Origin of the sequence: Weissella thailandensis, from assembly GCF_005405465.1 — a bacterium.
GTDB classification, from domain to species: domain Bacteria; phylum Bacillota; class Bacilli; order Lactobacillales; family Lactobacillaceae; genus Weissella; species Weissella thailandensis.
Genome location: NZ_BJEC01000001.1, coordinates 135,307 through 154,556, shown reverse-complemented (window position 1 = coordinate 154,556; position 19,250 = coordinate 135,307). Strand labels below are relative to the sequence as shown.

At 37.7% G+C, this 19,250-nt stretch carries 15 protein-coding genes and 1 other RNA gene; 4 read left to right on the top strand and 12 right to left on the bottom strand.

What is annotated here, in order from left to right; translation table 11 throughout:
* Position 1: 1 nt before the first annotated feature.
* Together FFM62_RS00790 and FFM62_RS00785 are read left to right on the top strand one after the other, a co-directional pair.
* The gene (locus tag FFM62_RS00790; RefSeq protein ID WP_115470437.1) at positions 2 to 256 is read left to right on the top strand and encodes a hypothetical protein; all 255 of its coding nucleotides are present in this window, start codon (positions 2 to 4) and stop codon (positions 254 to 256) included.
* 193 nt (positions 257 to 449) lie between these two features.
* The gene (locus tag FFM62_RS00785; RefSeq protein WP_115470436.1) at positions 450 to 1,916 is read left to right on the top strand and encodes a peptide MFS transporter; all 1,467 of its coding nucleotides are present in this window, start codon (positions 450 to 452) and stop codon (positions 1,914 to 1,916) included.
* Positions 1,917 to 2,004: 88 nt separating this feature from the next.
* Here the strand turns inward: FFM62_RS00785 and uvrB are convergent, their stop codons facing one another.
* From uvrB to FFM62_RS00740, 9 genes are all read right to left on the bottom strand, one after another.
* Entirely contained in the window at positions 2,005 to 4,020 is a 2,016-nt protein-coding gene (uvrB, locus tag FFM62_RS00780; protein ID WP_115470435.1) for an excinuclease ABC subunit UvrB, read from the bottom strand.
* 111 nt (positions 4,021 to 4,131) lie between these two features.
* Positions 4,132 to 4,767 (bottom strand): YfbR-like 5'-deoxynucleotidase, encoded by a 636-nt coding sequence (locus FFM62_RS00775; protein ID WP_075269650.1) that lies wholly within the window; start codon positions 4,765 to 4,767, stop codon positions 4,132 to 4,134.
* Positions 4,768 to 4,869: 102 nt separating this feature from the next.
* Positions 4,870 to 6,069: a CamS family sex pheromone protein gene (locus FFM62_RS00770; protein ID WP_115470434.1), complete on the bottom strand. Its 1,200-nt coding sequence runs from the start codon at positions 6,067 to 6,069 to the stop codon at positions 4,870 to 4,872.
* A 41-nt stretch (positions 6,070 to 6,110) separates the two neighbouring features.
* The gene (ligA, locus tag FFM62_RS00765) at positions 6,111 to 8,138 is read right to left on the bottom strand and encodes an NAD-dependent DNA ligase LigA (protein WP_115470433.1); all 2,028 of its coding nucleotides are present in this window, start codon (positions 8,136 to 8,138) and stop codon (positions 6,111 to 6,113) included.
* 14 nt (positions 8,139 to 8,152) lie between these two features.
* Positions 8,153 to 10,432, bottom strand: coding sequence for a DNA helicase PcrA (gene pcrA / locus FFM62_RS00760; protein WP_115470432.1), 2,280 nt, complete (start codon positions 10,430 to 10,432; stop codon positions 8,153 to 8,155).
* A gap of 35 nt (positions 10,433 to 10,467) precedes the next feature.
* Positions 10,468 to 11,601, bottom strand: coding sequence for a THUMP domain-containing class I SAM-dependent RNA methyltransferase (locus FFM62_RS00755; RefSeq protein WP_075269654.1), 1,134 nt, complete (start codon positions 11,599 to 11,601; stop codon positions 10,468 to 10,470).
* A gap of 103 nt (positions 11,602 to 11,704) precedes the next feature.
* Positions 11,705 to 12,078: RNase P RNA component class B (gene rnpB / locus FFM62_RS00750), an RNA gene on the bottom strand.
* A gap of 24 nt (positions 12,079 to 12,102) precedes the next feature.
* Positions 12,103 to 12,525, bottom strand: a complete 423-nt coding sequence (gpsB, locus tag FFM62_RS00745; protein WP_075269655.1) for a cell division regulator GpsB — start codon at positions 12,523 to 12,525, stop codon at positions 12,103 to 12,105.
* Positions 12,526 to 12,612: 87 nt separating this feature from the next.
* Complete coding sequence (locus tag FFM62_RS00740) at positions 12,613 to 13,182, bottom strand: SLOG family protein (protein ID WP_075269656.1); 570 nt, start codon at positions 13,180 to 13,182, stop codon at positions 12,613 to 12,615.
* 114 nt (positions 13,183 to 13,296) lie between these two features.
* On the opposite strand from FFM62_RS00740, the gene recU reads away from it, so the two are divergent.
* Both recU and FFM62_RS00730 read left to right on the top strand, forming a co-directional pair.
* Positions 13,297 to 13,923, top strand: coding sequence for a Holliday junction resolvase RecU (gene recU / locus FFM62_RS00735; RefSeq protein ID WP_115470431.1), 627 nt, complete (start codon positions 13,297 to 13,299; stop codon positions 13,921 to 13,923).
* Positions 13,920 to 16,253, top strand: a complete 2,334-nt coding sequence (locus tag FFM62_RS00730; RefSeq protein WP_115470430.1) for a PBP1A family penicillin-binding protein — start codon at positions 13,920 to 13,922, stop codon at positions 16,251 to 16,253. The genes recU and FFM62_RS00730 overlap by 4 nt, the downstream gene beginning before the upstream one ends.
* Before the next feature lie 198 nt (positions 16,254 to 16,451).
* Here the strand turns inward: FFM62_RS00730 and FFM62_RS00725 are convergent, their stop codons facing one another.
* The 3 genes from FFM62_RS00725 to FFM62_RS00715 form a co-directional block, all read right to left on the bottom strand.
* Entirely contained in the window at positions 16,452 to 17,192 is a 741-nt protein-coding gene (locus FFM62_RS00725) for a DnaD domain-containing protein (protein WP_115470429.1), read from the bottom strand.
* Positions 17,193 to 17,357: 165 nt separating this feature from the next.
* Positions 17,358 to 18,653, bottom strand: coding sequence for an asparagine--tRNA ligase (gene asnS / locus FFM62_RS00720; RefSeq protein ID WP_115470428.1), 1,296 nt, complete (start codon positions 18,651 to 18,653; stop codon positions 17,358 to 17,360).
* Between the two features lie 27 nt (positions 18,654 to 18,680).
* Positions 18,681 to 19,193 carry a cell wall elongation regulator TseB-like domain-containing protein gene (locus FFM62_RS00715; protein WP_075269661.1) on the bottom strand — a complete coding sequence of 171 codons (513 nt, stop codon included), beginning with the start codon at positions 19,191 to 19,193 and terminating at the stop codon, positions 18,681 to 18,683.
* Positions 19,194 to 19,250: the final 57 nt, after the last annotated feature.

Below are 19,250 nucleotides of genomic sequence, written 5' to 3'. Positions count from 1 at the left end.
TATGTTTGAAAAAGCAAAAATACGATTTCACGATTTGAAAAATGCAGTTAAAGGTGAAAAAGATGCTGTTAATGCGATAAAAAAGTCAGTATCAGATATTCAAGATTCTGTTAATGATATTAATGAGTTGGCGAGCGATTTACAAGTTCAACTTAAAAAATTGGATTTTAAAAAGAAACCACATCTTGATCGTATTGATGAAGCACAAACACGAATTACAGAAACCTTAGCTGCTTTTCCAAAAAATAAAAAATAAATACGTTGGACAGGCTGGGACAAAAAATGTCCCAGCCTTTTTCCTATTTTGAGGGGTTAAATTTCAAAGTAATTATGACCCGCCACATGGTTAATTATGCAATTGATTTTCATTTTGAATGAGCGTAAAATTACAAACGTTCGTTTTTTAGAATAAATATGCACATTTTTTAATGTGAAGTGAGGTTTTTTTGATGAATCAGAAAGACAGCGCCTCATTTTTCGGTCAACCACGAGGTTTAATGACTTTGTTCTTTACTGAAATGTGGGAGCGCTTTTCATATTACGGTATGCGAGCCATACTGCTATTTTATATGGTATATGCTGCCGATAAGGGTGGCCTAGGATTTAACGCGGTTACTGGTGCAGCAATTATGTCCATTTATGGATCGATGGTTTACCTATCTGGTATAATTGGTGGCTATTTGGCAGATCGTGTCTTAGGCTCTTGGCGGACAGTATTTTACGGTGGTGTGCTCATTATGTTTGGTCACATTGCTTTATCAATGCCACTTGGAACACCTGGCCTCTTTGGTTCGATTGTCCCAATTACTTTAGGGACAGGATTATTGAAGCCAAATGTTGCCACGATGGTTGGAAATCTTTATGATAAGGATGATGAACGTCGAGACGCAGGATTTTCTATTTATGTTTTTGGTATTAATTTAGGATCTTTTGTCTCACCTATTTTGGTGGGTTGGTTCCAAGTCAACGTTAACTTTCATGTTGCCTTTTCATTAGCAGCCATTGGTATGTTTATTGGTTTAGTTCAATATACGGTTGATGGACGTAAGCATTTAAGTAATGTTTCAAGAAAAGCGCCATCACCATTACAACCTGAAGAAATGAAATCATTAGGTTGGAAACTTGGCCTGATACTTATTGCAATTATTTTAATCTTATTTACTTTAAAGGGTACAAACTCGTTAAACATTGACTCGATTATTAATGTGTTAACAGCTGTGGCTATTTTGGTACCCGTTGTTTACTTTGTCGTCATGCTTACGTCAAGTAAGACAACGAAATTTGAACGTCGTAAAGTCATTGCTTATATTCCGTTGTTTATTGCTGCTATGTTATTCTGGATTATTGAAGAACAAGGTTCAGTTGTTTTGGCACTCTTTGCAGCAAATCAAACGGCTCTACATGGCATCCCAGCTTCTTGGTTCCAGTCACTAAATCCATTGTTTATTATGCTATTCACACCTTTCTTCGTTTGGCTTTGGTCAAAGAAGTTAAGTGATAGACAACCAGCAACTGGCGTAAAATTCGCCTTAGGTCTTGTATTTGCAGGATTATCATACGTATGGATGGCATTCCCAGGGATGTTATTCGGTGTAAATAATCATTTCAATCCACTTTGGTTAGTTGCCTCTTGGGCACTAGTTGAGGTTGGAGAAATGTTGATTTCACCAGTTGGTTTATCAGCATCAGCTAAAATGGCACCAGTTGCATTCCAAGCGCAAATGTTAACAGTTTGGAATTTGTCAGATGCTACTGCACAAGCTGCTAATGCACAATTAGTTAAGCTTTATTCACCTGATACAGAGGTTACCTACTTTTTGATAATTGGTTTTATTACTGTGTTGGCAGGCCTGTTGTTATGGGTTGCAACTAAGAAGATAAAAATTTTGAATGATAGTTTAAGTGAAACTAATTAAGTAAAAATACACATTTATATAAAACGCCCCATAAGTATTAGATTTTTATCGCTAATACTTATGGGGCGTTTTAATAAATTTAAATATATTATTTGCCTATTTGTAATTTTAATTCCATGACTGCGTCACGTAGATTAGCAGCATCTTCGAAATCAAGGCGCTTGGCAGCAGCGCGCATTTGATCTTCAAGATTGGAAATCATCGCATTTTGATCATCACGTGCCATGTCTTTAAAGGCAACATCAGTAAAGCTACCCTCTTCTTTTGAATCATTATCCACTTCATGGCTAACAGAAATCAAGTCTCGAATATCTTTCTTAATGGTATGTGGTGTAATGTTATGTTCTTCGTTATATTGCATTTGTATACTACGACGGCGAGATGTCTCATTCATAGCCGATTGCATTGAAGCGGTAACGGAATCTGCATACATAATTACATGACCATTTTCATTACGTGCTGCACGACCAATTGTTTGAATCAATGACCGGGTATTACGTAAGAAGCCCTCTTTATCCGCATCTAGAATAGCAATCAATGATACTTCGGGAACATCAATTCCTTCACGTAATAGATTAATCCCAACTAACACATCAAATTTACCAATTCGTAAGTCACGAATAATTTCCGTACGTTCTAAAGTTTTAATGTCTGAATGTAGATATTTAACTTTAATACCAACATCTTCTAGGTAGTCAGTTAAGTCTTCAGCCATTTTTTTGGTTAAGGTGGTTACAAAAACACGTTCTTCATTCGCCACACGCTTATTGATTTCACCAATTAAATCATCGATTTGACCCATAACCGGCCGAACTTCAATTTCAGGATCAAGTAGTCCAGTTGGACGGATTATTTGTTGGGCGACGTTCTCTTCTGGTACGCGTTCATTTTCATAGTCACCTGGCGTAGCCGACATGTAAATAATTTGGTTAACATGGTTTTCAAACTCTTCGAGCCGTAATGGCCGGTTATCAAGAGCTGATGGTAGTCGAAAGCCGTAATTAATTAAGGTTTCTTTTCGAGCACGGTCCCCTTTATACATACCACGAACTTGTGGCATCGTTACGTGTGACTCATCGACAATAATAATAAAATCATCTGGGAAGAAGTCTAACAGTGTGAATGGTGGTTCACCAGGTTTACGACCATCCATATGACGTGAGTAATTCTCAATACCGGTGGTGAACCCCATTTCTCGAATCATTTCAATATCATATTCAGTACGTTGCTTAAGTCGCTGCGCTTCAAGTAATTTGCCATCTTTTTCAAGATTTTGCAATTGGTCATCTAATTCGGCTTGAATTGTTTTTAAGGCACGATCACGAATTGCATCATTTGTCATAAAGTGCGTTGCTGGGAAAATTGTGGCCAAATCTAATTCAGCCGTTATTTCTCCGGTTAGCGCATCAATTTCGCGAATACGATCTACCTCGTCCCCAAAAAATTCAATTCGTAGTGCTTTAGAATCAGATGATGCCGGGAATACCTCTAAAACATCACCTCTAGCACGAAAACGCCCACGTTGAAAATCAATATCATTACGCTGAAATTGAATATCTATTAACCGATGCATGAGATCATTTCTTTCTAAAATGTCTCCAACACGGACATTAATAACATGGTCATAATATTGTTCTGGACTACCTAAACCAAAGATTGACGAAACTGAGGAAACCACAATTGTGTCGTTTCGTGCTAGTAGCGAGGCAGTTGCAGAATTTCGGAGCTTATCAATCTCATCATTAATAGATGAATCCTTTTCAATATAAGTATCTGATGAAGGAACATACGCCTCAGGTTGATAGTAATCATAGTAAGAAACAAAATACTCAACAGCATTATTCGGGAAAAATTCTTTGAATTCACCGTATAATTGTCCCGCCAAGGTTTTGTTGTGTGATAATACTAAAACTGGCTTATTTGCTTGTGCAATGACATTTGAAATAGTAAATGTCTTCCCTGTTCCGGTAGCACCTAGTAAGACTTGTTCTTTGATACCATTTTTTAAACCGTTGACTAATTTTGTAATCGCCTCAGGTTGATCACCGGTGGGTTGGTATTTTGAAACTAAATCGTATTCATTATCAGTATCACGATTAAACATTTATGCTATCCTACTTTCTTGCTAAAAATAAAAGAGCAGCTGAATTAGTTCATATTCTGCAGCTGCTCTTATTAATTCTAATTTGCAAACTACTAACGTCATTATAACAAACTAGTCAGCATTAAAAATACCGATATAAATACGTTGTAATTTTTCAGAACCAGGAAAATGTTCATTTAGTAATTCAGGTAATACTTCTTTGATGAAGTAAGCGACACTGGGCATATCCCGGAAAGCGAAAATCGTTTCAAGACTTTCTTTATAGATTTCTGTAAATACAGGTTCGGGGTTCCCTTTTTGTAATTCACCAAATGCTTCATATAGCAAATCAACTTTATCTGCAACTGAAAGAATGCGGCCTTCTAGGGTATCGTCTTTACCTTCATGCAATCGACGAGTGTAGACATCTTGTAGCTCTTCAGGTATTTCAGTATTAATGAAATTATCAGACAACGTGTCTTCAACATCGGCAAGCATATGTCGTAAAGTAGATGATGCATATTTAACGGGTGTTCTGATATCACCGATAAAACGTTCTGTAATATCGTGATTCAATGCCTTTTCATATAACATACGCCAATCAACGTCTTTGCCATGTGCCTCTTCAATATCTCCAAGGAATTGAGCTGCCTCAGTTACTTTCCAAGAATGAGCTGCAACCGAATGTGGTTGGTATTTAAAATATCCTGGTGCACGAGTAATCATCTCTAACTCATTCAAGCCTGATAAATATTGATGCATTCCCATTAGTATATGCCTCCTCATAAAATATACATTTGTATCATATTACTGTTAAGTGTATAGAAAAGCAAGAAAAAAAGCCACATCGCTGTGACTCTTTTCATTGTATTAATATGAGTTTAGGATAGTAACCTTGTATTTACTATCATCTGATCTCTGAATTAAGTATGCCTGCATACCAGTTGAAGCTTCTATCTTAATCTTGACAGGTACGCCTGTTGGTAGATAATTAGGTGCACTCTGCGCGATATAATTAGCAAAACTTTCTATTTCAGTTGCTGAATAGAATTGTGTTGAAACGTCAACCACCAATCCCTTTAAGTTATTACCTTCGTATGATGCTTGTCCGGTAACTGAAGATAGATTAGGGAAGAAACTTTGAATATTTTCTGAGAAGCTAGTGAAACTTTTATTTAGCTTTGTTGCGACAGACTTCTCATCGCCAGTGCCAGTTTGCATAGGTAATACAACAGTTTGATCTTTAATATCTGTCCAACTACCAAGGTTGTTACCTGACTTTGAAACATTCCAACTGTAGAAGCTACCACCTGCCAATGAATCATCCTTTGATTGCGAATACATGGCAACATAAATAGGAATATCATTGCTGATACCACTCATGTTACGGTACCGTTTAACAACTTCATTGGCCATTTGCTTACCTTGTTGAATACGATCAGCATTGCTGATGTCCTGCGTATAATTTGAGCCGTATTGCTCTTTTTGATAGGTGTCCTGTGTATTCATAGCAAGTCCAAGAACAATTCCGTTTAACTTCAAATTATTACCATCTTTAGTCATAAAGTCTTGCTCTTCAATCGTTTGTAAGTAGATTGGATTACGACTATTATCAGTTTTACCATTATCTTCAGGGTTCAAACCAGTTGGGTTATCGTTTGATTTACGATCCAACCAGTTATTCGCTGTATCAGTTGTTAGATATTGTCCTTCTTGGAAAATATACTTAGAAGTACTGAAGTGTTCCTTTGCAAAGTCCTGTAGACCATTTTCAAAACTAACTTGGTTATAGGTGTTGTTTTGTTGGGTTGCAGAAACACCTCTGGCTTTACTTGTCAAATAACGACCATTTTTAATCACCGTTTGATAAGACGAATCGTTATTCTTTTCGGTTATCTGAATTCCCTTTTTTGAACTACTTGATTTTGTTGCTGTGGTTGTTGTCTTTCCACTATTACTTGAATTTGAAACTGAGGAAGAATTCTTAGAGAAGAAGTTTCCAAAGAAGACTAGTGCTGCAATCAACACCGCAACAACACCAATGGTAGAAAGCCATTTTACTGCACGCATACGTGTTCTCCTTTAACCTAAACCGCGTTTCGCTTAGAAATTTATTGATTACTATCCATAGTATCACGCAATTGTTTTTCTGACCAAATTTCAATGCCCAAATCTTGGGCTTTTGTGAGTTTAGAACCAGCATTCTCACCCACAATCAACAAGTCTGTTTTTTTAGAAACTGAACTTGCTACAGTAGCCCCTTGTGACTCTAGCCATGCTGACGCATCACGTCTTGAAAATAGAGATAATGCACCAGTTAATACAATTTTTTTACCTGAAAACAATGGATTATCGATAGTTGCTGTTTGAGAAGTAAATTCTAGGTTAACATTAAGATTTACAAAATCATTTAGTAATTGTTTTGCTTGCTCTGTTGCAAAATATTGCGCAATGCTGTCTCCTATGGTTAATCCCATACCTGGCAATTGGGCAATATCGTCAGCGGTTGCTTCAGATACTGCAGTTAAATTACCAAATTTTGCCGCAATTGTTTTAGCAGCCTTTGCACCAACGTTTCGAATACCTAAGCCAAATAATAAACGTTCTACAGAATTGTTTTTAGACGAATCGATGGCATTTAATAAGTTATTTGCAGCTGTGTCACCGAATTTGTCTAAGTTGATCAAATCATCATAGCGTAAGCGATATAAATCGGTTATTTTCGTAATCAATCCATGTGCTAATAATTGTGAAATGATTTTTGGACCTAGTCCATCGATATTCATAGCGTTTCGCGAAGCAAAATGAGTCAATGATTCTTGTACTTGTGCAGGACAAGCTGGATTAATACACCTTAACGCAACTTCACCATCAACATGCACAAGTGGTTGGTGACAAGCTGGGCAATCGTTAGGCAATTCATATACGACACTTGTTTCTGGTCGTTGGTTGATAATAACTTTTCCGACCTCGGGAATAATGTCACCTGCTTTATGGAGCGTCACGGTATCACCAATACGAATATCTTTTAGTTGCAGATAATCAGCATTGTGTAGCGAAGCTCGAGAAACTGTTGTTCCTGCGAGCTGGACTGGATCCATGACTGCAGTCGGTGTAACCGCACCGGTACGTCCAACGGTCCATTCAATATTTCGAATCACTGTCTCTGACTCTTCAGGTGGGAATTTGTATGCAATCGCCCATTTTGGCACTTTAACGGTGTTTCCTAACTCTTCATGATAATCTAAGCGATTAACTTTAATTACAATGCCATCAATACCATATGATAGTGAGTCACGGTTATTGGTTTGTGACACGATATAATTTTCAACATCTTCTATATTGGTCACTACAGCATTTGTATTATTTGTCGGTAATCCTAAATCACGCAGTCGTGCTAGCAATTCAGATTGCGTTGTAACATTCAAAACTTGTGTTGCGTCGATTGCTTGATAAAGAAACGCTGACAATTTACGTTGCTTTGTGATGAGTGGATCCAATTGGCGCAGTGAACCAGCTGCCGCATTACGTGGATTTGCAAATGTTGGCAATCCTTCGCGTTCACGACTTTCATTTAAGATAACAAAAGCCTGTTTTGGCATGTATATTTCACCACGAACTTCAATGGACAATGGTTCGTTTAACTGTTTAGGGATGTCATTAACGTATTTAATGTTTTTAGTGACATCTTCTCCAATGTTTCCGTCACCACGTGTAGAAGCTTGTACCAGCTTACCATTTTCATATACCAAACTTATTGCCAAACCATCGATTTTTAACTCTGCATTATAGCTTAGCTTTTCGATAAATGATTTTTGAGTGGCTACCATCCAGTTAGTCAATTCATCAAATGAAAAGACATCTCCCAAAGAGAGCATGGGGACTTCATGTACAACTTTGGGTAGTTCCGACTTTGTTTTATGTCCACCAACTTGTTGTGTTATAGAATTCGGACTGACTAATCCTGGGAAGGCTGTCTCAAGCTCTTGTAAATGCTTATAAGCTTGGTCATACTCAGAATCTTCAACAGTTGGCGCATCATTTTCATAATATTCTTTCGCCCATTGTTGTAACTGCTTTTGTAATTTCTTTATTTGCTCAGCAGCTTCAGTTGAGTCCATTTGCGCAACCTCTGTCATGATCAATCTCCTGTCTATTTTTCAACTTTATTGATTGGTGCGAAGGCAGCTAATAGACGCTTAATACCTTGATCTGGAAAAGCGATATCTAATTCTTTATCTTCGCCCTCACCTGTAATTTTAATAACGTGACCAATACCCCACTTTTTGTGTTGCACTGCATCACCGATTACCCAATCTTTTTTCTCAGCGCCAGTACTTGTAACGTTGGGATTTGATTGACTGGTACGTTGCAATGGTTGCTGACGTTTACGACCACTAAAAGTGACACCTTGTGCAGGCACAGAACGTTTGTTAAATGGCAAATCTCTTTCACGATTAGTAGGTTGGAACCCAGTACCATCATATTTTTCATTGATTAATTGTGCATCAATTTCATCAATAAATCTAGAAGCTGGGTTACTTGTTGTTCGACCATAAAGTAATCTTGAATAAGCATTTGTTAAAAATAGCTTTTCTTTGGCACGTGTAATTCCAACATAGGCCAGCCGACGTTCTTCTTCAAGTTGTTCATCGTCCGCAGCTGCTCTTGATAAGGGGAAAATATTTTCTTCCATACCAACAAGAAAGACGACAGGGAATTCCAATCCTTTTGCAGCATGCAAGGTCATCAACGTGATCTGATTATTACTATTTTCATCGACATTGTCTAAATCAGAGACTAAGGCTAATTCACCTAAGAAATCAACATATTTTGAGATGCTTTCATCAGTTGGTTCATAATTTTTATCAAATTCTTCAGTAACTGACAAAAATTCAGATAAGTTTTCGAGACGCCCTTCATTTTCTGGTGTTGGTGACTTCTTAAGTTGTGCTTCATAGCCGGATTTTTCTAAAATAGATTTTGTCAAATCAGTCAAACTCAAATCAAATGACATTTGTTCGATAAATGTCGCTATCATTGTAGCAAAATCAATTAATTTATTGGCTGCTCTTGCAGAAAGACTAGGAATTAAAGCGGCGTTAGCTGCACTATCTAATAACGTCCAACCTTTTTCCAAAGAAAAGCGGCGTAGCTTCTCTAGAGAAGTTTGTCCAATACCACGTTTAGGTTCATTAACAATACGCAAGAAATTTTCGTTATCTGCTGGATTTGTGGCTAATGACAAATAGGCCAAAATATCGCGAATTTCTTTACGGTCATAGAACTTAGAACCACCAATAACGGTATAAGGCATATTTGCTTTAACTAGTGCCTCTTCGACACCACGTGATTGCGCATTAGTTCGATATAGAATGGCAAAATCTTTGTAGTCATATTTTTGCGCATTAACCGCATCACGAATTTCTTTGATAACAAATAGTGCTTCTGATCGATCGGATTGACCACGATAATAGGTGATTTTTTCACCCTCACCATTATCTGTCCAAAGCTTTTTGGCAATTCGTTCATTATTATGACGAATCACAGCATTAGCAGCATCCAGAATTGTTTGCGTTGATCGATAATTTTGTTCTAGCATGACTGTTTTGGCGTCAGGATATTCTTTGCTGAAATTCAAAATGATTTGCATGTTCGCACCACGCCAGCCATAAATTGATTGATCAGAATCACCAACAACTGCCAAATTACGGTGCTTAGCGGCAAGTAGCGTCACTAATTCATACTGCGCATCGTTAGTATCCTGGTACTCATCAACATGCACATAAAGAAATTTTTCTTGATAGTAGCTAAGTACCTCTTGGTCTTTGTGTAGTAACTCAATTGTTAGCATAATCAAATCATCAAAGTCTAATGACTGGGCTAAAGCTAAACGATGTTGATATTCTTTGTATGTTTTGCCAACAATTTCTTCAAATGGACCAGATGCTTTTTTAGCATACTCTTCAGGTGTTTCCATGACATTTTTAGCATTAGAAATAGCACCCAGAACTGAACGTGGCGTGTATTTTTCAATATCTACGTTAAGGTCCTTTAGAATGCGCTTTATTAAAGTACGCTGGGCACTAGCATCAATAATAGAAAAGTCTTTTTTATATCCTAATTTATCAATGTCTCGGCGCAAGATACGAACTGCCAAGGCGTGAAAAGTTGACACCCAAACAGCATTAGCGTCGTTTTCTTCAACCAGTTGCCCAATACGTTCCTTCATTTCACGGGCAGCTTTATTGGTAAATGTAATCGCTAAAATACGCCATGGCAAAACATCTAAATCCTGTATCAGATGAGCTACGCGATGGGTTAACACACGTGTTTTTCCAGAACCCGCACCAGCCATAATTAACAATGGCCCTTCTGTTGTTTTAACAGCTTCAGCTTGCTTATCATTCATACCCGCAAGTAACGGATTCATAGTCTGTCTCCTCTCGAATTGCAAATATCGCTTGATTAATTACGAATTTTTTTACCCCAATATTGGTATAAATCAACTTTTAAAGCACCGTTGTACAACTTACGCTTTTTAGTTGCTTTTTTACCAAAGGCAGTTTCAAATTCTTCGTCTGATGTCAAAATATATTTAGACCATGTTGGCATCTTGTTATAAATATAGCCCATTTGGCTATAAAGTTGACGGGCAGCATCTTCATCACCAAGTCGTTCCCCATAAGGTGGATTAGCAACTAAGACACCATTGATTTTGTCAGTTGACCAATCTGCTGCGGCTAATTGCTTGAATGTTACATCCTCACCGACGCCAGCGGCTTCAGCGTTAGCTTGTGCAATCTCAATCATATTTTCGTCGATATCATAACCGGTTATATCTAAGGGCTCATCAAAATTAATCATACTGCGTGCTTGTGCCTTTAGCGTCTGACCAATATTTTTATCAAACCAGTCCCAATCAGTAATATCAAACTCACGGTTTAAACCAGGAGCGATATTACGACCTATCAAAGCAGCTTCAATGGCAATCGTCCCTGATCCAGCTGTTGGATCAACAAATGGGTTATCGGTGAACCAATGGGCTAATTTGACTAATGCGGCCGCCATTGTTTCTTTTAATGGGGCCCCACCCTTTTCGGTACGATAACCACGCTTAAACAATGAGTCACCAGTCGTATCTAGGGTAATCATGACATGATTTTTGTCGATTGCCGTTTCCAAAACATAGCGTTGACCAGTTTCTGGCAGATAACTATGAGCATGATAAGCTTCAGACAAGCGCTTAACAATTGCTTTTTTAGTAATTGCTTGCACAGTTGGTACAGAGTGTAGGATAGAGTGCTTTGAACGACCATTTACTGGGAAATTGGCATCATAAGGTAATAAATCTTCCCATGGGAAAGCTTTTGTTTTTTCGAATAATTGGTCAAAAGTTTTGGCATCAAATTCTTGCACAACTATTTTAATACGATCAGCCACACGTAGCCATAAGTTTGTGCGATAAATATCTTCAACTGTGCCATCAAAGAAAACACGTCCATTTTCTGTTTCGGTAGCATAGCCCATTTCTTTCAGCTCACGGGCTACTAGTGATTCCATACCAGCGCCCATTGTTGCCATTAATTTAAAGTTTTTCATATTCAGTTCTCTTTTCAAGTTGATACTTTTCATTATAAATGAGATTAAAAATTTGGGCAAAAAGAAAACCGACGCCACAAGGACGCCGGCTGCCTGATGTATTAGCTATAAGCCATGTTTTGTTCCAAATAAAAATTGGCAATCTTTATTTGGTGGTAATCATCTATCTCAAACATTTCTGTTTCCCCGACCATCACTTCTTTTCGCTAGGTCAAGCGCCCCTACCAAAGTTTGGGTTGCCCGCTCGTGGGGTTTACCGCGTTCCATCCATCGCATTTCTTTGATGGTTCGTCACTGTGGCACCTTAGCAGCTTACTAAATCATAGATAAAATCCTTAGATCTTTGGCTGGCCATCATTCAAATCATTGAATGCCTAGCCTTATTTTTTCAGCTAGCGCGAACACTACTAACATCACAGTTAGTGCGAGCATGGACTTTCCTCATGCAGCATAAGCCACACGCAATCACCCACTAACACATCACGAATAACCATTATACACTTATTCAGCAGATTGTGTACTATTTTCTTTAACAATTACATCTTCCACTTCTTCTGCCTTATCATTATCTGCTTCTTTATTCTTCTTAAATTGTTCAGATGAAGCACCAAATACGCGGCGTTCCAAATTCGAAAGACGCTTTAAAATGTCCATATTTGTATTAACAGCAGGAGCTGGCGAAGCTTTTGGCGTTGACGATGTCGTTGGAGCTGCTGAAACTTGCTTTGTTAATTCAGCAACTTGATCCTTTAGTTTTTGGTTTTGATTATTTAATTCACTAATATTAGTTTGAAAAGCTTGATAGTCAGAGATAATCTCATCTAAATAAGCATCTACATCCGTTATATCGTAACCGGTACCAATACGTGTTTTCTTAAAATCCTTGTTTAGAATTTCTTCACGAGTATGTTGCACGTTTTCCATCACTTGCACTCCTTAGTTTTCTTCTTACCTTAGTGTACCAGCTTTCTCTATAGATGACAAAGTTAGTTATGCAAAAAATAATATTTCTTATTCCAAATAATCAGAATTTCTCATTTGATATTCGTCGGCATAATCTTGTAAGCGATCTAAATCAATTAACATAACTGGATAGTTGTGTTCTGAAGCATAGTTTTTCATTGCTTGGTAGTCAAAACGAGCTCGCGCATTCTCAGCCTCTCGGTCATAGAAAATAATTGCTCTGTCTGTATGATCTAGCATAAATTGCTGGTAAGCTTTTAGTTGTTTTGGTCCTTCATAAGGGGTGTTAAATACAGAACTACTAAAATCAACAGATTGCTTTAATTTAGTTAATTTTTCTTGCTTATCTGTTTTCCAGTTTTTTCCAAAATCGACAAATGGTGTCATTAAAGCAATTTGAAAGTCTGGAAATGTTGTTTGTTTTAAATTTAGCGCTTCTTCAATTGCCCACTGCTCAATACCAAGCTGACCACCAGTAATAAGCCAATTACAATCGTCATAAATGGCATTTGTCAAAAGTTTGTTTATTGCAAAATTTATAATGGTTAATTTTGGATCCTTATTGTTAAAAATACCCAATTCATAATTTCGAAAACCAGTTATCCAAATACGATCCATTAAATTGTATACCTCTTTCCCTATTTTATATTTTTAGTCAGTTTACGGAAACTGTTACTATTGCGCGACTTTTGTTATAATGACAAAGATAAAGTTTAATTATAGGAGTGTGTCATGGCTTTTAATTATCCCAATGGACATGCCTTTAACGGTAAATCTTTCAAACAACCAAGTGTAAACCAAGGAGTTTCGCAAAGTAAGCGAGGCATGTCATTAGAGGCTGATATAAATGCTGCGAATAACTATTACTTAGCAACTGGACAAGCGGTTATCCATAAGAAACCAACGCCTATTCAAATTGTTAATGTGAGTTATCCGGCCCGTTCTGCAGCTAAAATTACAGAAGCTTACTTTAGTCAAGCTTCGACAACAGATTATAATGGCATCTACAAGGGATATTATATTGATTTTGATGCCAAGGAAACAAGTCATAAACGCTCGTTTCCGTTAAATAATATCCATGACCATCAAGTCAAACATTTGAAAGCTATTGCTGCACAACATGGATTAGCATTTATGATAATTAGATTTTCAGTTTTAAAAGAAACTTACGTTGTGTGGGCAGACCTCATTTTCCAATACTGGGATAATCAGGTTACTGGTAGAAAGTCTATTCCATATGAAGCGATTGTTAAATCGGGTGAGTTGATTGAGCAAAGAATCAGTCCGACTACCCCCTATTTAGTGGCAGTGGATAAACTTCTTGCGCGATGTGAACGAAAAGGAGATAACTTAGTATGACAGAAGAGATGTCACGTGTTGAACGGGGACGTAACAGCACGAAAAATAATAAACGGCCATCTCAGCCAAATCCTAAAAAGTCTGGTTCCAAATGGAAGCGTATTTTAAAGTATACATTTTGGACGATAGTTATTTTAATTGTAGTTGGTGGCTTTGTGGGTGCCGGACTGTTTGCATATTATGCTTCTTCGGCTCCTAAAGTTACTAATTCTGCGCTAGTTGGTACATCACAAACGAAATTCTTAGATAAAGATGGTGATGTCTTCTATTCAACGGGATCAAAACGAGAAACAGCAAAGCAAAATGAGATTCCAAAGAAGATGCGCATGGCAGTTGTTTCAATTGAGGATCGTCGTTTTTACAAGCATCACGGTGTAGACCCTCGTCGAATTTTGGGAGCTGCTTTTGCTAACGTGACAGGTTCTTCCTTAGGTCTTCAAGGTGGATCAACGTTAACGCAACAATTAATTAAATTGACAGTATTTTCAACTAATTCTAGTGATCAAACGTTGAAGCGTAAAGCACAAGAAGCTTGGTTGGCTACTAAATTAGAAAAACAATATTCGAAAAATCAGATACTAACCCTCTATATGAATAAGGTATATATGGGTAACGGTGTATACGGTATGAAAACTGCTGCGGAATATTACTTTAATAAGGATATTTCTGAATTGACAGTACCACAGATGGCATTACTTGCGGGACTACCTCAGTCACCATCCGGTTATGACCCCTACTCTAATCCTAAGGGTGCCACTTCTCGTCGTAACGATGTATTAAAAGCTATGGCAAATAATTATGTCATTTCTCAGTCAGATGCCACAAAATATAGTCAGACATCGATTAAAACCGGTTTGACTTCTAATCATGATACAGTTGATTCAGAAAGTGAAGACGCCAAGGTTGATGATGCGTATATTACATCTGTACGAAACAAGTTGAGTAGCTTAGGTTACGACTTAAATAAAGATGGCTTAGTCGTACAAACTAATCTAGATTCTGATGTGCAACAACGGGCATACGATGTTGCTAATACAGATGATTATGTAGCATGGAAAGACGATTTGATGCAAGTAGGTTTGACTGTTACCAATCCAAACAATGGCCAAGTGATGGCTCAAATTGGTGGTCGTAAGCAAAATGGTCTCCAGGGTTCAAACCGTGCAACGAATACAAATCGTTCATCAGGATCAACCGCTAAACCATTGGTTGATTACGGACCAGCAGTTGAAAACTTGAGTTGGTCAACTAACCACTCTGTTGATGACTCAGCATATACGTATCCTGGTACCAATACCCAAGTCTATGATGCTGATCGTTCTTATCTTGGTAAGATAACCATGCGTAAGGCACTTGCCCAATCACGAAACATACCAGCTATCAAGACATTGCAAGAAGTTGGCTATGACAATTCTTCTGCATTTCTAAAGAAACTAGGAATTCCGATGAATAGTGATAAACTAGTTGCTTCAAGTGCTATCGGTATTGATGTATCAAGTGAGCAAGAAGCTGCCGCCTTTTCTGCTTTTGGTAATGGTGGTGAGTATTATAAGCCACAATATATCTCAAAGATTACTGATCAGAGTGGTGCTGTAAAAGAGTTTAAAAATTCAAGCAGCACAGCGATGAAATCATCAACTGCATTTATGTTGACGAACATGATGAAGTCAGTAATTACGGATTCATATGCTAAAATCATTAACACATCTGATTATGCGCAAGCTGGTAAAACTGGTGTTACAGCCTATGATGATTCATTGAATATGCCAGACAAATCTGCTTCAGACGCTTGGTTTACTGGATTTACCAAGACCGCTGCAATTTCTGTTTGGACAGGTTATGATGAACCTAATGAAGAAGGACATTCATTAGCATCTGGTGAGCAACAGTTTACTCCTCTTCGTGTATACAAGGCGTTAATGGATTACATTATGTCTGGTGCTGGTGCAGATGGTTCTGATTGGGACATGCCAGATACTGTAAAGAGTTCAACCGTTAATGGTGTTAAAGAGTATTCAGTTGTTGGTGCAGATACTTCTTCGGAAAAGACAATTGACCAAGCGGTTAAAAAGTCTTCATCAAGGTCTACACCATCAAGAAGGTCATCTAGTGCGCAACCAAGCAGTAGCTCAGAGAAATCAACACCTAGTTCCGAAGAACCAAGTAGTAGTTCAGAATCATCAGAGGAATCAGAAACAACGGAGTCTTCTGATGAGCAAACTTCTTCTTCTGAAGAGCCAGAAAGCAGCAGTACTTCTGAAGAACCAGGTGAGCCAAGTGAATCAAGCCAACCATCCACAGATAATGGTGGCGGAGATAACGCGCAATAAGACTAATTTAAAAATATGCACTTACGTTAATAGACTGACGTAAAGTTTGAACGACTTAACTGGTCGGAAAAGTTTCAGTATTAAACTGAAATATTTCCGACCAGTTTTTATTTTGTAACCAAATAAAAAGTCCCGTAAGTTTAGGAAATTACGCTAACTTACGGGACCAGTTCAATATTTGTGTTTATGAACAATTTTTTATTTAAATTTATTCCAATCAACATTTAAAATGTCAACATTTGTCGGGATATCAACAACTTCATCATCTTGTAATTGTTTGTACTGTCGGTGTTGTTGCCTTTCATTTTTAATATCATTGAGAGAGTGATAATTCTTTTTTTGCCACGAAACAAGAATGGTTTCAATATATCTTAAGTTGAGTGCTGCATTCAAAACGGCTTCTTGAACAGCAGCTTTAATAAATTTTGGATCAAAATGGTCAATGTCAAACCATTGTTTGATAGTTTCCATTTCAATTTGACTTAAAGGCCGTCCAAATTCTTGTTCAATCAAATTATAAATATCTGCCCGTTCTGTTTGTTCCTTCTCCAAATTAGGCATACCTTGATTAGTAACACGTTCATTAGCACTATTACCACCTGATTTTATATTTAATAAGGCAATATATAACGGATTAAAGTCTAATTCAGTAGTCACTTTTCCATCACTGGCATGACGACTCTTGAAGTTCACTAACCCCTTTTTACGCATCGAATCTAAATATGAAAAAACCTTTTTAGCTGGCCAACCAATCGCTTGGCTAATCAATTCAGTACTAGGTTCGCGATTACCTTGATCGATACCCACCTTAGTTTGGATATATACAAGCAATTCTTCATTGTTCATACCGATTTCTCGGTAATGTAAGAGTAGAAAATTATCTAATGTCGTATGACCATTATTTAAAAATGCTAATACGTTATCTTGATCAACTGTCATTTTTGTCGGCCACCTTTTCATAAATATCAATTATAAGCATAACATAGTCAAAAGTCACAATGAATACTGAGTTTCATAGTGTATTAAAATATCAGAACAAACAAAAACCGCCACAAACATTGATTTAACAACATCCATAGCGGTTTAATAGTATTTATATTTAGCTTATGGCCATAGGCGGTTCATAGTACGTGGGAACGGAATTGCTTCACGAATATGCTCTTCACCAGTAATCCAAGTGACTGCACGTTCGAGGCCTAGACCGAATCCTGAATGTGGTACAGAACCATACTTTCGTAAGTCTAGATACCAAGAATATTCTTCAACATCGAGTCCTTGTTCTTTAACTCGCTTCTCCAGGTAATCAAAGTCAGTATCACGCTCTGACCCACCAATGATTTCACCGTAGCCCTCTGGTGCTAGTAAATCAGCTGAAATAACAACGTCATCACGATCAGGGTGTCGCTTCATGTAGAATGCCTTGATTTCCTTAGGGAAGTTCGTGATAAAGACAGGCTTAGCAAAATGATTAGCTAAGAAAGTTTCCTCAGGAGAACCAAAATCAACACCCCATTTTACATCGAAGCCATTTTCTTGCAATAGTTCAACGGCATCATCGTAAGATACACGTGGATATGGTAATTGTGTATATGACTTTAGTAAGTCTTTATCACGACCAAGTAAGTCCAATTCATACTCATTCCGATCCAACACTGATTGGATTAGGTATGAAATATAACGCTCTTGTATCTTAAGTGAATCTTCTTGGTCCATCCAAGCCATTTCTGGTTCAATCATCCAGAATTCAGTTAAATGGCGACGTGTTTTAGATTTTTCAGCTCTAAACGTTGGACCGAAGGTAAATACACGACCGAAAGCCATCGCACCAGCCTCTGCATACAACTGACCTGTTTGAGATAGATAAGCATCTTCATCAAAATACTCAGTATGGAACAATTCGGTTGTTCCCTCAGGAGCTGAGCCAGTCAAAAGTGGTGAGTCGATTTTAATGAATCCTTCTTTATTAAAGAACTCATAAGTTGCGGCAATCAATGTATTTCGAATGCGCAGTACTGCAAATGGTTGGATATGACGCAGATAAAGATGACGATGATCCATCAAGAAATCTGTTCCATGTTCCTTAGGTGTGATTGGATAATTTTCTGAAGCGCCAACGACTGTAAGATCCTTAACCTGTAACTCGTATCCAAATGGTGAGCGTTCATCGGCAACGATTGTTCCGATCAAGTACATGCTCGTTTCCTGTGAAAGTGCTTTTGCCTTAGCAAAAATCTCCTCCCCAACTACAGATTTAACAACAACTCCTTGAAAAAAAGCCGTTCCGTCACGTAATTGCAAAAATTGCATTTTACCTGATCCACGTTTGTTTCTTAACCAGGCACCTAGACGTACCTCTTGGCCAACATAATTTTTCGCGTCTTCAATGCGAATTGTCTCCATCGTTTTGAGCTCCCTTATTATTTATTTTTATAAATGACGAATTGACTGAACTTGTTTACCATCTGAGAACTGATAAGTAATGAAGTTTAAATTATCGTCCTTATCAACAAAAGTTAATTGCCAAACTGGCACTTTTTTATAAAGTGCTAAGCCAATGCTTGTTATCTTTTTCGGATGCAATTGCTTGTTTAGTAAGTTTCTAACTTGTTTTTCAGATAAACCATCCGTCATGTTAATAGTTGTTAGTTTATCCGATTTTCCTTGAACAATAACACCGATTTTCTGATTCTTTTTATTTTCTCCAACAGCACTGTAGTAAACTTTCTGTCTAGAGATACGATAAAATTTTGATACTGTAGTCAACTTGCCTGATTGCTTTGCAATTTTTGTGACACGGTCTTTTGCTGTATCAACAGGTTTCTGTGCTTCACCTAATACTGATACCCCAATCAAAATAATGACTAAAAATATCAGAATACCAAGTAACCAGCGTCGAAGCCGCTTACCACGGCGTCCGTGTACCGTTGAGCGCATCTCCATATTACTAAGCTCCTTTGCTGTGAATAGTTTCTGCCCACTGTAAAAATAAACCACTTA